General features: G+C 45.8%; 9 protein-coding genes. 7 read left to right on the forward strand and 2 right to left on the reverse strand.

Annotated features, from left to right (window positions below; genetic code table 11):
* Positions 1–9 precede the first annotated feature (9 nt).
* Complete coding sequence (locus NIAKO_RS13135) at positions 10–615, reverse strand: DinB family protein (protein WP_014218921.1); 606 nt, start codon at positions 613–615, stop codon at positions 10–12.
* Between the two features lie 295 nt (positions 616–910).
* Here NIAKO_RS13135 and NIAKO_RS13140 point away from each other — a divergent pair, with 295 nt between their 5' ends.
* The 7 genes from NIAKO_RS13140 to NIAKO_RS13170 all read left to right on the forward strand — a co-directional run bounded on the left by NIAKO_RS13140 (position 911) and on the right by NIAKO_RS13170 (position 13,605).
* The gene (locus tag NIAKO_RS13140; protein ID WP_014218922.1) at positions 911–1,486 is read left to right on the forward strand and encodes an RNA polymerase sigma factor; all 576 of its coding nucleotides are present in this window, start codon (positions 911–913) and stop codon (positions 1,484–1,486) included.
* 63 nt (positions 1,487–1,549) lie between these two features.
* A complete protein-coding gene (locus tag NIAKO_RS13145) occupies positions 1,550–1,996 on the forward strand; it encodes a hypothetical protein (protein ID WP_014218923.1) in 447 nt (148 codons plus the stop codon).
* 164 nt (positions 1,997–2,160) lie between these two features.
* Positions 2,161–3,222, forward strand: coding sequence for a FecR family protein (locus tag NIAKO_RS13150; protein WP_014218924.1), 1,062 nt, complete (start codon positions 2,161–2,163; stop codon positions 3,220–3,222).
* Positions 3,223–3,440: 218 nt separating this feature from the next.
* Positions 3,441–6,977 carry a TonB-dependent receptor gene (locus NIAKO_RS13155; protein WP_014218925.1) on the forward strand — a complete coding sequence of 1,179 codons (3,537 nt, stop codon included), beginning with the start codon at positions 3,441–3,443 and terminating at the stop codon, positions 6,975–6,977.
* Between the two features lie 18 nt (positions 6,978–6,995).
* Positions 6,996–8,876 (forward strand): RagB/SusD family nutrient uptake outer membrane protein, encoded by a 1,881-nt coding sequence (locus NIAKO_RS13160; protein ID WP_014218926.1) that lies wholly within the window; start codon positions 6,996–6,998, stop codon positions 8,874–8,876.
* Positions 8,877–12,275, forward strand: coding sequence for a VCBS repeat-containing protein (locus NIAKO_RS13165; protein WP_014218927.1), 3,399 nt, complete (start codon positions 8,877–8,879; stop codon positions 12,273–12,275). It abuts the gene before it with no gap.
* Entirely contained in the window at positions 12,259–13,605 is a 1,347-nt protein-coding gene (locus NIAKO_RS13170; RefSeq protein WP_041346713.1) for a vanadium-dependent haloperoxidase, read from the forward strand. Before NIAKO_RS13165 ends, NIAKO_RS13170 begins: the two co-directional genes overlap by 17 nt.
* A gap of 80 nt (positions 13,606–13,685) precedes the next feature.
* Here the strand turns inward: NIAKO_RS13170 and NIAKO_RS13175 are convergent, their stop codons facing one another.
* Positions 13,686–14,141 (reverse strand): NanQ anomerase/TabA/YiaL family protein, encoded by a 456-nt coding sequence (locus tag NIAKO_RS13175; RefSeq protein WP_014218929.1) that lies wholly within the window; start codon positions 14,139–14,141, stop codon positions 13,686–13,688.
* Positions 14,142–14,246 lie beyond the last annotated feature (105 nt).

The following is a 14,246-nucleotide window of genomic DNA, read 5'->3' on the forward strand; positions in this document are numbered from 1 at the left end:
TGTCCTTCTTCATTTCGGAAAATTGGGATCGGCTTTTACTTCCATGATCTGTTGTGTATGCCGGTTACTGTGCGCAGCTATGAATAATACAAACTGGTAGCTGTCTATAGAACCAAAGGGCATGGTGGCAATATGTGAACGAAGGTCTTCATTGGTTGATTTTATAAAGTCAATCAGTTTTTCCCGGTTCTTTTTAAACGAGTCCAATGCTTCTTCGGTGCTTTTTAGGGGAATGTTTTCCGGTTGCAGCTTTTCCACAGTCTTCACCTTATTGGTGCGGTCTTCCACTTTTTGCACCAGCTGCTCATCGGTAACCTTTATTTCCGATTTTTTTTCGGGGTTGGCAGCCTGCTTCAATGTAGCTTCAGCCTGTCCCCATAACATTTCTTCACTGGCGGCAATATGCTTCACACATTCTTCAACACTCCACCGGTCGGGTGCTGGTTTAAACATCAGCTGGGCTGGTGTAAGGCCCTTTACCTGCTCAAAAACAGCTTTTTCAGTATCCTTTAATAGTTTGGTAGCATAACTCCTTTCTTTTTTGCTAATGGCGTTATCAGCCAGCAGAAAGGAAAGCATCAGGAAGGTAGATGCAAGCAAAAACATTCTTTTCATATACAATCGTTTTTTGGGTGAACAATACCGGGGTATCGTTTAAGTTGTTTTAATAGAGCGGGATAATCTCAGCAGGCGCCAAAATTAAGAAATTTTATAATAAGTGGTACTGATTTTAAAAACCACCCCCAAATGTCTTTAGCAGATATTAGCAAATTCGTATCGGCAATTAGCCTGTTAGTACAACCGAAATGTAATAATTGATTGATATAAACGACATTTAGTGTTAGTAATACAATTTCACTCTGTACATTTTCACACGTGCTAATTGGTTACATTTGTATTGCCCAGCCATATGAATTACAAGGTTTTTGACGACGCGATACTTCTCAAACTACTCAAAGCCGGTGATGGATCTGCTTTGGAGGAAATTTATGTGCGCTATAGTGAAATGGTATTTCTTGCTGCTCTGAAAAAGGTAAGATCAAAACCCATAGCAGAAGAACTGGTGCAAAACGTTTTTGTGAGTTTATGGGTAAAGCGTGAAACAGCCCAGATTCAACAATTACCTGCCTATCTTCAATCGGCCATCCGCTACCAGGTTATCGATTACATCCGCTCCCGGCTTATTCGTGAAAAGTATTACCAATCGGCCTCCGCGCAAATGAATGTACAGGAAAATCTTTCTGAATCAAGGCTGCTGTTGCATGAGTTATCGATTGCCATTGATAATACCATAAAAAAGCTGCCCCAGAAAACACAGGAGATCTTCCGGTTAAGCCGGTACGAAAAGCGTTCTGTCAAGGAGATCGCCCAATACATGAACCTTTCTGAAAAAGCTGTTGAATACCATGTAACACAATCACTTAAGTTCATGCGCGTACATTTGAAAGATTTCATTATTGTGGAAATGTTCCTCATACATCTTTAGGAGGGGGATAAAATATGTAATTATAAATTATTATAATTGCTCCGTACTAAATCTCTGAGAACTATGGAAGCTATTAAAAAAAGGTTACACCCGTACTTTGGTAAAGATCTTACTGTTGTGATTGACGATGACAATGAAAACTTGATCATGCTCGACTGGGATGCCCTAAGCAGGGAATATGCTGAACTGACCAGTAAGATGAAAGGAATGACCCAGGAACAAATGGGCGATTTCCTGCAAGCCAACAGCTGCGACCTGATGGATATTTATGAATATTTCATGGATGATGATTGTATTGGTAAGGTTGAAAATGAAGAATGGCTTCCCATCGGTTTATTGGGGCTTACCCATTCTCCGGACAGCTATGCAGAAATGTCGCACGGTGGATTATTACTGCTGGACCTTGGTGTTGATGAGGAAAACCCGCCTGTTATCCGGTTTTACGAATCAGAGGAAGCAGCCATTGCTGAAGATTTTGAAGCTTTACAAATTACTGTAGTTAAGGGATAATCAATACCCGTTGCGTTTTACATTCCTGCCGATCATTTTCCATTCATTTTATATAATCACCTGGCCCTGCCGGGTGATTTTTTTCTTCCACCCTTTTAGGGATTTATTCCGCACAACCGACTTATTATTAAATCTGCTCATGGAGCAGTTCCAAACAAAACTACATGAATCGAAAGGCCTTTTATCATTTGCTGAAACGGTATGTAGAGAACGATTGCACAGAGGAAGAAAGAAAGCTGGTAGAACAATGGTATGAATTACTGGGTGATGAGGAAGATATTGACCCTACCCTGCCAGCCAGTGAAATAAAAGAAACCCTGGAACGCCTTTGGCCGAAAATTCAGGAACATACCCTGCTTACAGAAAGCAGGGAACAGGAATCACCACCGGCGAAGCTTGTACCAGTGTGGATACGCTGGCTGAGCGCCGCTGTGATTACGGGGAGCATTCTTACAGCGGGCTGGTGGTACCTGGTTGCTAAAAAGCAGGAGACCGCTATGCAACAAAAAGTAATGCCCGGGCTGCACCAGGTACGAAATGATAAGATCATTACCGATACGGTGCATTTGCCCGACGGTTCCCTGGTAATGCTGGAACCCAAAGCAATTTTGCGTTACCACGACCGCTTTGAAGGCCCTAAACGGGAGGTATACCTGGAAGGAAATGCTTTTTTTAAAGTGACCCGTAACCCCAAATCGCCCTTCTATGTATACAGTAAAAATATTGTGACCCAGGTACTGGGCACCAGCTTTTTTGTAAAAACGAACCCACAAACAAAGAACGTAGAAGTGTCGGTGCAAACGGGTAAAGTGGCTGTGTATGAAGCGGGCCGGGAAACCGTGCAGGAAAGAAAGAACGAAGAATCGAGTGGCGTGATCCTGAAACCCAATCAAAAGGTGATTTACAGCGATAACGATCACCATTTCAGAACAACCCTGGTAGAGATCCCATTGCCCGTAATAGCCAGTAAGAACGCCGAAGAAAAAGTAACGGAACTGAACTTTGTTTTTGACGAAGCGCCCATTGCGCGGGTTTTAACTTACCTGGAGCAGGCCTATCACATTGAAATGGTGATGGAAAATGAAAGCCTGGCGAAATGTTTGTTTACCGGTGATATTAAAGGTAAAAACCTGTACGACCAACTGGAAATTATTTGTGAATCGGTTTCAGCCACCTATGAGATCCGCGGTACCCGCATTCTCATCAAAGGCTCAGGTTGTGATTAAACAACGGGAGATTAAGCATCATTATAAATACCCAACCATTTTCTAACATCCAAAACGATTGTCGCATGAGAATAAAAACCTACATCACATAATCCCACACTCATAAGGCTTTTAATTGGTCACCTGATCATTTCATTTCCGGCGCAAAACCCGGGAAATGGTAATCTTTTTTGCCTACTGCCAGTTGCGTATCGTCAATTGACTAAACAATCTTATTTATGAAACATCAACGATTGGTTACAATTTTTTCTATTGCCATGAGGGTAGGTTTTATCCAGGTCCTGCTTATTGTTTACCTTGGTTCCTATGCATATTATAACAACGCAGACGCACAAGGTGTGCTTGATAAAATAGTATCGGTTTCTGTTGAAAAAGGACAGCTAAAAGAAGTCTTTAACCTGCTGCAGAATCAAACGGGCGCGCGTATTGTGTACAGTTCAAAAACCATTGAAGCCGGCCGCAAGGTTTCTATAAAGGCCAGTCAGAAAAAACTGGGCGAAGTGCTGGCTGAACTGCTCTCGCCATTTGGCATCACTTTTAAATTAATCAGGGACCGGATCATTTTATTCAAAGCAGCGCCAAATTCGTTTAACGATACATCCGGCACCAATGAATTAGCGGTACAGTTATCGGCTGTAACCCTGCAGGATATCAAAGGCCAGGTAACAGATGATAAAGGCAATCCCCTGCCGGGCGTAAGTATTGTGGTGAAAGGCACGGGTACCGGAACAAACACCGATATGAACGGCAATTTTACGATTGCTGTGCCGGAAGGTAAAACGATCCTGGTGGTGTCATCTGTAGGTTTTCAAACCCAGGAAATAAATATTGCCGGAAAAACATCATTGGCCATTGTTATGACAGTGGGCGCTACCGGTCAGTTAAGTGACATTGTAGTGGTTGGTTATGGTACGCAAAAGAAAGTAACCGTTACAGGCGCTGTGGCCCAGGTAAAGGGCGCAGAACTGGCAAAATCTCCTTCCGTAAATTTATCCAATGCGTTAGCGGGCCGGTTACCAGGTGTTACCGCCATTCAATCGAGCGGTGAGCCCGGTTACGATGGTTCTACCATCCGCATCCGGGGTTCAAATACGCCTAATAATAGCGGCGCCCTCATTGTTATTGATGGGGTGCCCGACAGGGCCGGCGGCCTGGAGCGTTTGAATCCGCAGGACATAGAAAGTATGTCGGTACTGAAAGATGCAGCAGCAGCCATTTATGGTTCGCGTGCTGCTAACGGCGTTATACTCATTACTACCAAACGCGGCAAAAACGGCAAGCCGCAATTGTCGTATGCTTTTAACCAGGGCTGGGCGCAGCCAACACGTATTCCAAAGATGTCTGATGCAGTGGAATATGCTACCATCATTAACGAGCTTACGTTGTTTGATGGTTTGCCGGCCGACCAATGGGCTGCCGGCTGGAATGCATTTAAACAAAATGGCACCTACACCCGTACAGATAATGGCGTAAAAGTAGATGCCATCTACTCCCCCGCCGACATCACCAAATTCGGAGACGGTACCGACCCCTGGGGACATCCTAATACCGATTGGTATCATACCACACTAAAGACCTGGTCGCCTCAGTCGAATCATAACGTGCAAATGTCTGGTGGTTCAGATAACGTAAAATACCTGGCCTCTTTGGGTTATGAAAACCAGGATGGGTATTATAAAAATTCCGCCACCGGGTACAAGCAATACGATATGCGGTTGAATGTGGACGCCAAAGTAAATAAATACCTATCCACCAGTCTTGGGTTAACGGCGCGCGAAGAATATCGCTTTTTCCCAACGGTTGGTGCACAACCCATCTTTCGCATGCTTATGCGTGGTAAACCTACCGAGCAGGAAGTATGGCCTAATGGCTTGCCCGGGCCTGATATAGAAAATGGTCAGAACCCGATCGTGATCACTACCAACCAAACTGGTTATGACAAAGACCACCGGGATTATTTTCAAACCAATGGAAGAATTGACCTGCAGGTGCCCTTTGTTGAGGGATTAAAGATCTCCGGTTTCGCTGCGCTGGATAAGTACTTCAGGCGGGAAAAACGGTGGGAAACGCCGTGGTACCTGTATTTCTGGGATAAAGTAAGTTATGAAGCTGACGGGGTTACCCCGAAGCTCACCAAGTCGGTGCGTTCAACATTCAATGATCCGCGGCTTACTGAATCACAGGAAGATCAGTTGAATATTAACCTGAGTGGTTTTATCAGTTACGATAAAACATTCGGTCCGCATACCATGAACATAATGGCGGCTGTTACCCGGGAAACCATCGGTAACCAAACCTTTAATGCCTTTCGCCGGAATTATATTTCTCCAGCCATTGACCAGCTGTTTGCAGGCGGCGATGCACAAAAAGACAATACCGGCAGTGCGTACGACCGGGCGCGGTTAAGTTATTTTGGCCGGGTAAATTATAACTATAAGGAAAAATACCTGGCTGAGTTCCTGTGGCGCTATGATGGTTCTTATATGTTCCCTGAAAACGACCGTTTCGGTTTCTTCCCGGGTATATTGCTTGGCTGGCGCCTGAGTGAAGAAAAATTCTTTAAACGGGTAACCTTCATCAACAATTTAAAACTCCGCGCCTCCTGGGGACAAATGGGAAACGACAACATTTTATTTAATGGCGTATTGCAGGAGTACCGGTATTTATCAACCTATGGTTTCAATTCTTACATCGTTGGTGGCAATGTGGTAAAAACGCTTACTGAAACCGGCGTACCCAATCCGGGGTACACCTGGGAAGTGGCCAACAATTCAAACGTGGGTCTGGAAGGTTCTGCCCTAAACAGCCGCCTTAGTTTTGAATTTGATGTGTTCAACAATATCCGCACAAAAATATTGATGCAGAACTCCGCGGTAGTGCCTGCTTCCGCCGGCATTACCCTGCCACCGGAAAACCTGGGTAAAGTGCAGAACAGGGGATTTGAATTTACCATAGGTTATAATGACAACTTCGGTGATTTTCGTTTTGGCGTAAGCGTAAATGGCGGCTATGCCAAAAACAAAGTGATCAACCTGCCTGAAACGCCTGGCTTAAAGCCTTATCAATATTCAAAGGGGCATACCTTCGGCACCGATGGCGCCGCCTTCCTGGTGTATGAATACGACGGGGTTTTTGTTGACCAGGATGATATCAACAAGAATAAGGTCGATTATAGTGCAGCTACCAATAAGTTGCTTCCCGGTGACATGAAAATAAAAGATGTAAGCGGCGACGGTAAAATAGATGCAGATGACCGCGTACGGCTTGAAAAGAACCGTGATCCCTGGTTTACCGGCGGGGTAAATTTCAACCTGCAATACAAAGATTTTGACTGCAGCATTTTATTTCAGGGCGCTACCGGTGGTTTGCTGTTCTTTGGTACCGAATCGGGCACCATTGGTAATTTTTTGAAATACTCTTACGATCATCGCTGGACGGTAGAACATCCCAGCAGTACCGACCCCCGCCTGGCTAACCGCGGCAATACCTATTTCAACGGCGGCTCCTTTGGCACCAATACATATTGGTTAAGAAGCAGCAATTACCTGCGGTTAAAGAATGTTGAATTTGGATACAACCTGCCTGGAAAAATTGGCCAGAAAGCGGGTGTAAGCAATCTTCGATTATATGTAAATGGTATTAACCTGGTAACGCTGGACAAAATGAAGATCTATGATCCAGAATCAACCAGCGGCAACGGACAGTATTATCCACAATCAAGGATCCTGAATGTGGGCGCCAGAATATCATTCTAACAACAAAAAAACCAGTCGATGAAAAAGATACTGTTTTGTGTTCTGCTCCTGGCAATTGCAGGAGCCTGCAAAAGAGATTTCCTGAATACCAAACCGCTTGATAAAGTATCCTCAACAGATACCTGGAAAGATGGCGCACTGGCAGAAGCATTTGTAACCGGGATCTATGCCGGCCTTGGCCAGGGTGGGTTTGATGAACAAATGCTGGCGGCCCTCTCCGATGAAGCTGTTTTTACGCACCCGGGACGGGGTATCAATATTATAAATGAAGGCACCTTAAACCCCTCGAATATTGGCTGGGTGAATGTGAACTACCGCTGGGGCAAGGATGCCAGTAATACGGATATGTATGCCATGATAAGGCAGGCAAACCTGGCGCTGGAGAATTTACGTACCGCTACGTTTGATGATAAAACACTCAACGACCGGCTGCAGGGTGAATCGCATTTTATGCGCGCCTTTTATTATCACCAGCTGATCCGCTATTACGGCGGTGTGCCGATAGTTGACCGGTCATATGGCCTTAAAGAAGATTATACGGTGACCCGGAATACCTGGGAAGAATGCGTGAATTTCATACTTAAGGAATGTGATAGCGCTGTCACCCTGTTGAAGGGAAAATCAATGTCGGCAGGAAGGGCCACCGACCTGGCCGCTATGGCATTGAAAGCACGCATCCTGTTATATGCAGCCAGTGACCTGCACGACATGCCTACCGCCAAATCCAAATCAGCCTTGATCAGCGGTTATGCGCATCCGGAATTCCTGGGTTATGTAAGTGGCGACCGCGTTGCCAGGTGGACGGCCGCCAAAAACGCCGCTAAAGCCCTGATGGACCTGGCTCCTACAAGAGGTTATAAATTAAACCTCACAGCGCCGGCACCGGCTGCTGATGGTAAAAAGAATTACGTATCCCTGGCTATGGGCGGCGGCAGCAAAGGCCCCGACGTAGATAAAAGTGCCGAAACCGAGATCCTGTTTGGACGTTACTGGACGATCAATAAAGATGAATATGCCGGTATGTATGTTGGCCTTGCCAATGGACCCAATGGCTATCATAACTGGGCAGGCAATACGCCGGTACAGGAACTGGTGGATGATTATGAAATGATGGATGGCACCAAATTCAGCTGGACCAATCCTGCGCAAAAAGCGCAGCCATATGTAAATCGCGACCCCCGTTTTTATGCTTCCATCCTGTTCGATGGCGCCGACTGGAAACCACGGGATAAGATCTCAGGCACTGTGGACCCTGCCAACCAGATCCAAACCGGTAAGTATGATCAGGGCGGCGGGGTGTTTTTGCCTGGTCTCGATACCCGCTCCAGTTCTATTGAGAACTGGAATGGCAGCTGGACAGGCTATTATGTTCGCAAGTTTATTGATCCTGATCCCGACCTGGTTGACAATACCACCCGGCAAACAGTACCCTGGCCTTTCTTCCGGTATACCGAAGTAGTGATGAATTACATTGAAGCCTGTATAGAACTGGGGGAAGATAATGAGGCTAAAACCTGGTTGAACAGGATCCGTTTCAGGGCAGGTATGCCGGCTGTTACAGAAACCGGGGCGGCACTGAAGGAGCGCTATAGAAATGAACGACGGGTTGAACTGGCCTATGAAGATCAGCGTTACCACGATTGCCGCCGTTGGATGATAGCCCCTGCTACCCTGGGCAGAAAGCTGGTATATATTGATGTGGTAGGAACGCTGAAAGCAGGCGCCAGTGCAGCCTCGCCTTACAAACACGATGAAACAAGATACAATTATACCTATACCCCGCTGGAGGTGAATTCGCAGGAAGACAGGAAATGGGATGATAAAATGTATTACCGGCCGATAGCCCAGGATGAGATGAATACCAATTTGAAGCTGATACAAAACCCAGGATATAATTAAATGACTTTTCAAAAGACATTTCTCTTTGTTGTCATGGGCTTCCTTTTCCTTTTTACCTGCTGTACTCAACAAAGGTATGGGAAACAGGAAGCCCACCCCTTATTCACGCTATTACCAACCGACAGCACGCATGTTACATTCAGTAATACATTAACGGAAGGATTAAACACCAATGTGTTGATGTATGAATATTTTTATAACGGCGGCGGAGTAGCAACAGGTGATGTGAATGGGGATGGATTGACAGATATTTATTTCACTGCCAATATGGGTGACAACCAGCTTTACCTGAATAAAGGGGCCATGCATTTTGAGGATATTACGCAGGCGGCAGGTGTTGGTGGCAGGCCTGGTCCCTGGAAAACAGGTGTTACCATGGCTGATGTAAACGGCGATGGACTGCTGGATATTTACCTGTGTTACTCCGGGAAACTACGGGGTGAAAAAAGGATCAACCAATTGTTCATCAATACCGGTAACGATAAACAAGGTTATCCTCATTTTAGTGAACAGGCGCAGCAATATGGCCTGGCCGATTCAGGGTATAGCACGCAGGCTTATTTTTTCGATGCTGATCGCGATGGCGATCTGGATTGTTTTTTATTGAACCATAATCCCAATTCATTACCCGTGCTGGATGAAGCCAGTACCGCCGCCATCCTGAAAAAAGAGGACCCGGCTATTGGCGTTAGATTATTGCGAAATAACAAAAACTGCTTTACCGATATAACGCATCAGGCCGGAATCAGCAGTTCGGCCTTAACATATGGCTTAGGCGCCGGCATTGCAGACATAAACGGGGATGGCTGGCCTGATATTTATATCTCGAACGACTATGCGGTGCCCGATTACCTGTACATCAACAATCATGATGGCACGTTCACCGATCAATTGCAAAGCTGCCTGGGGCACAACAGCCAGTTTTCTATGGGCAACGACATTGCCGACATTAATAACGATGGGCTGCCTGATATTTATACCCTGGATATGTTGCCCGAAGACAATCACCGGCAGAAGTTATTGTTTGCGCCGGATAACTATGAAAAGTTTGACCTGAACCTGCGATCTGGTTTCTACTATCAGTACATGCGAAATATGTTGCAGTTGAATATTGGCCGCCCCCTCCCGGCCTCCTCCGCCAGTTGGCGGAGAGGAGGTTTCTCCCTCCCGACAAGTCGGGAGGGACGGGGGGAGGCCTTCAGCGAAATCGGTCAGCTGGCAGGTATATCCAATACCGACTGGAGCTGGGCGCCCCTGCTGGCAGATTATAACAATGATGGCTGGAAGGACCTGATGGTGACCAATGGCTATCTGCGCGATTATACCAATCTTGACTTCATCAAGTACATGAACGATTATGTGCAAAGCAAGGGCCGTTTGCAGCGCGAAGATGTGTTGCAACTCGTTCATCAGATCCCATCTTCCAATGTGGTGAATTACCTGTTTGCCAATAATAAGAACTGTACCTTCTCCAATGTATCGGCGCAATGGGGATTTAACAGTCCGTCCAACAGCAATGGCGCAGCCTATGCCGATCTGGACAATGATGGCGATCTTGATTTAGTGATCAACAATATCAACCAACCGGCTTTTATTTATCGCAATGAAGCACGTCAGCAAAACAGTTCTCATTATTTACAGGTTCAGTTGCATGGCTTGCCCGGTAATACCCAGGGCATTGGAGCGAAAGTTTTTCTTTATAGTAAAACCGGGCATCAATACCTGGAACAAATGCCCACGCGGGGATATCTGTCAACCGTTTCTTCAACTTTACATTTTGGGTTGGGTGCGCAAACAATTATTGATTCCTTACAAATTACCTGGACAAGCGGCAAACAACAGGTAATAAGAGCCGTTAAAGCCGATCAACTTTTAGTGTTGGATGAAAAGCAAGCTACACAAGTCTTTAAAGCAACACCAGTCTCTCCTCCCCTGTTTACTGCCGTTCATTCACCATTGCCATTTCAATCGCGGGCAAATACGATCAACGATTTCAAACGGCAACCTTTGTTGGTATGTCCCCTGTCGTTCAATGGCCCCTGCCTGGTAAAAGGCGATGTGAATGGTGATGGGCTCGACGACATTTACGCCGGCGGGGGCAGTGGCCAGGCTGCCGTATTGTATTTGCAACAGAAAGATGGCCGGTTCCTGCCCAGGAAAGTACCTGCTTTTGAGCTGGACGCGGCCTGTGAAGATGCAGATGCTGTTATCGTTGATGTGAATGGTGATGGATACAACGATATCTACGTAGCCAGTGGCGGGTATCATAATTACCAGCCAAATGATCCGTTGCTGCAGGACCGGTTATACCTTAATGATGGTAAAGGCAATTTCACCAAAAGCCCCCATGCACTGCCAGCCATGAAAGTTAGCAAAAGTTGTGTGCGGGTAAATGACTTTAATAACGATGGTAACCCCGATCTGTTTATTGGCGGCCGCGTAATTCCCGGTCGTTATCCGGAAACACCGGAAAGCTTTCTACTCATTAATGATGGCAAAGGCCATTTTACCAATCAGATCGCCAACATAGCGCCATCGCTGGCAAAGGCCGGGATGATTACTGACGCTCTCTGGATAGACCTGAACAATGATGCGCAAAAGGACCTGGTAGTGGTTGGCGAATGGATGCCGGTAACCGTATTCATCAGCGTTAATCACCAATTGCAGGACCAAACAAAGAACTATTTCAGCACACCCTATTGTGGCTGGTGGAATAAAATAGCTGCCGGTGATTTTAATAAAGATGGCAAACCTGACCTGGTGATTGGCAACCTGGGATTGAATACCCAATGCCGGGTCAACAACGCAGCACCTGCCGACCTGTATTACAAAGACTTTGACGACAATGGCGCCATCGATCCCCTGTTTTGTTTTTACATTCAGGGCAAGTCATATCCTTATTGTACCCGCGATGAATTGCTGGATCAGATAAGCATGATGCGTACTCGCTTTACGGATTATAAAAGTTATGCAGATGCTACTATGCAGGAGATCTTTACCGCGGAAGAATTGAAAGGCGTGAACCGTTTACAGGCCAATTACCTGCAAACAGCTTTGTTTGAAAGCAGCCCCAATGGCAAATACCAATTACACGCATTGCCTGTGCAGGCCCAGTTTGCACCTGTATTTACGATCACCCCGCTGGATTATAACAATGATGGCAATGAAGACCTTTTGTTATGTGGTAATATGAACCGGGCCCGGTTACGCCCCGGTAAATACGATGCCAATTATGGTGTGCTGTTACAGAACGACGGCAAGGGCGGGTTTACTTATCTAGATCAGCAGCGATCGGGTTTTTATTTGAAAGGCGATGTTCGCAGCGTGCTTTCCATCAATAACCTGTTATTATTCGGCATCAACCAGCAAGCCCTGCAAGCCTATGAAAAAAATAAATAAAACCATTTACCTTATAACTATCCTCGTGATGGAACTGAGCGGCTGCACCACGCATCCACCCCGACAAGCCGGGACAGAGAAACAACCACCCGTCCTCACAACGCCGGTTATTGGCCAGGTGCTTACCCAAATGACGGAAGTAATGATCCACGATATTACCAATCCACCCCTGGCTGCCCGCTTTTTTTCGTATGCCTGTTTGGCCGGTTATGAAGTGGTGGCGCAAAATAACCTGGCATTCAAAAGCATGCATGGCATGTTAAAAGATTATCCTGCGCTTAAGAAACCAGATACCATTCAACCATACGATGTACATTTAAGTGCAGTACTGGCCATGTTACAAACTGCACAAATAATGCAGCCTTCGGGAAAGTTGTTAGCTGCCTACGAACAGCAATTACTGGACAGCTGTCGCCGGCGTGGCTATGATGAGACCATCATAAATAATTCAAAACGGTATGCCGTAGCGGTTAGTAAGAGAATACTGGCTTATGCCAAAGCCGATCGTTACAATTTGATCAGTAATTACCCCCGGTATACGCCAATTAACAGAGAAGGCTGCTGGTATCCTACTCCGCCCGCTTTTTTACCAGCCGTGGAACCATATTTCAACACCGTGCGTACATTGGCGTTGGACTCCTGCACGCAATTTCCCGCACCACCACCGGTGGCATTTTCAACCGGGAAAAAGACTGCGTTTTACAGGTTATTGTTTGCAAATTATACCGAAGGAAAACAGGTGCCGGCAGAACACCGCATCATTGCCGCCTTTTGGGATTGTAACCCGTTTGCCATCCAGGACGATGGGCATTTGATCTTAAGCAGAAAGAAAATCTCACCGGGCGCCCACTGGCTGGGTATCACGGGTATTGCCTGTGAAAAAGCCGGTAAACATTTTGAAGAAGCCATGCAGATCTATACCAATGTGGCAGTAGGATTACTGGATGCTTTTATCTGTTGCTGGAATGAAAAATACCGCAGTAACCGCATCCGCCCCGAAACAGCCATTCGCAAATACATAGATCCGCAATGGGTACCGGTGCTGCAAACACCTCCATTTCCCGAATACCTGAGCGGACATTCGGTTATCTCAGCCTGTTCGGCCACTATTCTAACCCATTTTTTTGGCAACAACTTTTCTTATACCGACAGCGTGGAAGTAGCCTATGGCTTAGCGCCACGCTCATTTACCTCTTTTGAACAGGCTGCGCAGGAAGCAGCCATCAGCCGGTTTTACGGCGGCATTCATTTTATGGATGCGATCAATAACGGATTGGTAATTGGAGGAAAAGTAGGTGATGTGGTAATTAAGAAGATGAGTGGTGAATGAATGTTACAAGTTGCAGGTTACAGGCAATACAGCAGATATTTAAAGCCTTGTAACCTGAAACCTGTAACAGTTGCTTATAATTACTGAACTGCCACCTTAATCACCACTTTCTTTACATACGCAGGAGCATCAATCTTAATATTCGGCATATGCAGATCGTGCGGAAAGAAAACAGCAAACATGCCTTGCTGTAATACGGAAAAGAAAGATGGTTTTTCACCCCACAGCATAAAATCTTTTTCGTTGTCGTAAGCCTGGGAGGGCGTTTGTGTTTTCAGAAAATCATGACCAATGCGCTCGGCGCCTGCAACGATGTATTGAATATCTATATACTTTTTATGTGATTCCATTTGCTCGTTGTCGGGACTTACGGTATCGTACTCATTCACGATGGCGAACAGGTTCTGGCCATCCAGTTCATACTTTCCTTTTTCTACCTTTGAAAAATCGGTCTGGCTCAAATACTCAAAAGCTTTCGTAAACAAAGGGCCCTGGTTGTAATATAACTGCGCGTTTGACAGCAAATCGAGAATCATCTGGTAAAATTATTTTATTAAAATGAGGCAGCAAGATAAGGAAAAGTGAGTAGTGAGTGAGTTTACTATTATTCAGACATCCGGAATAGTCGCGGGCCAACTCAC

Source organism: Niastella koreensis GR20-10, from assembly GCF_000246855.1.
Taxonomy (GTDB): Bacteria; Bacteroidota; Bacteroidia; order Chitinophagales; family Chitinophagaceae; genus Niastella; species Niastella koreensis.

What these genes read in the sequence shown, in the direction of transcription:
- NIAKO_RS13160 (WP_014218926.1), top strand. Translation starts at nt 6,996, where the DNA reads ATGAAAAAGATACTGTTTTGTGTTCTGCTCCTGGCAATTGCAGGAGCC.
- NIAKO_RS13170 (WP_041346713.1), top strand. Translation starts at nt 12,259, where the DNA reads ATGAAAAAAATAAATAAAACCATTTACCTTATAACTATCCTCGTGATG.
- NIAKO_RS13150 (WP_014218924.1), top strand. Translation starts at nt 2,161, where the DNA reads ATGAATCGAAAGGCCTTTTATCATTTGCTGAAACGGTATGTAGAGAAC.
- NIAKO_RS13155 (WP_014218925.1), top strand. Translation starts at nt 3,441, where the DNA reads ATGAAACATCAACGATTGGTTACAATTTTTTCTATTGCCATGAGGGTA.
- NIAKO_RS13175 (WP_014218929.1), bottom strand. Translation starts at nt 14,141, where the DNA reads ATGATTCTCGATTTGCTGTCAAACGCGCAGTTATATTACAACCAGGGC.
- NIAKO_RS13165 (WP_014218927.1), top strand. Translation starts at nt 8,877, where the DNA reads ATGACTTTTCAAAAGACATTTCTCTTTGTTGTCATGGGCTTCCTTTTC.
- NIAKO_RS13135 (WP_014218921.1), bottom strand. Translation starts at nt 615, where the DNA reads ATGAAAAGAATGTTTTTGCTTGCATCTACCTTCCTGATGCTTTCCTTT.
- NIAKO_RS13145 (WP_014218923.1), top strand. Translation starts at nt 1,550, where the DNA reads ATGGAAGCTATTAAAAAAAGGTTACACCCGTACTTTGGTAAAGATCTT.
- NIAKO_RS13140 (WP_014218922.1), top strand. Translation starts at nt 911, where the DNA reads ATGAATTACAAGGTTTTTGACGACGCGATACTTCTCAAACTACTCAAA.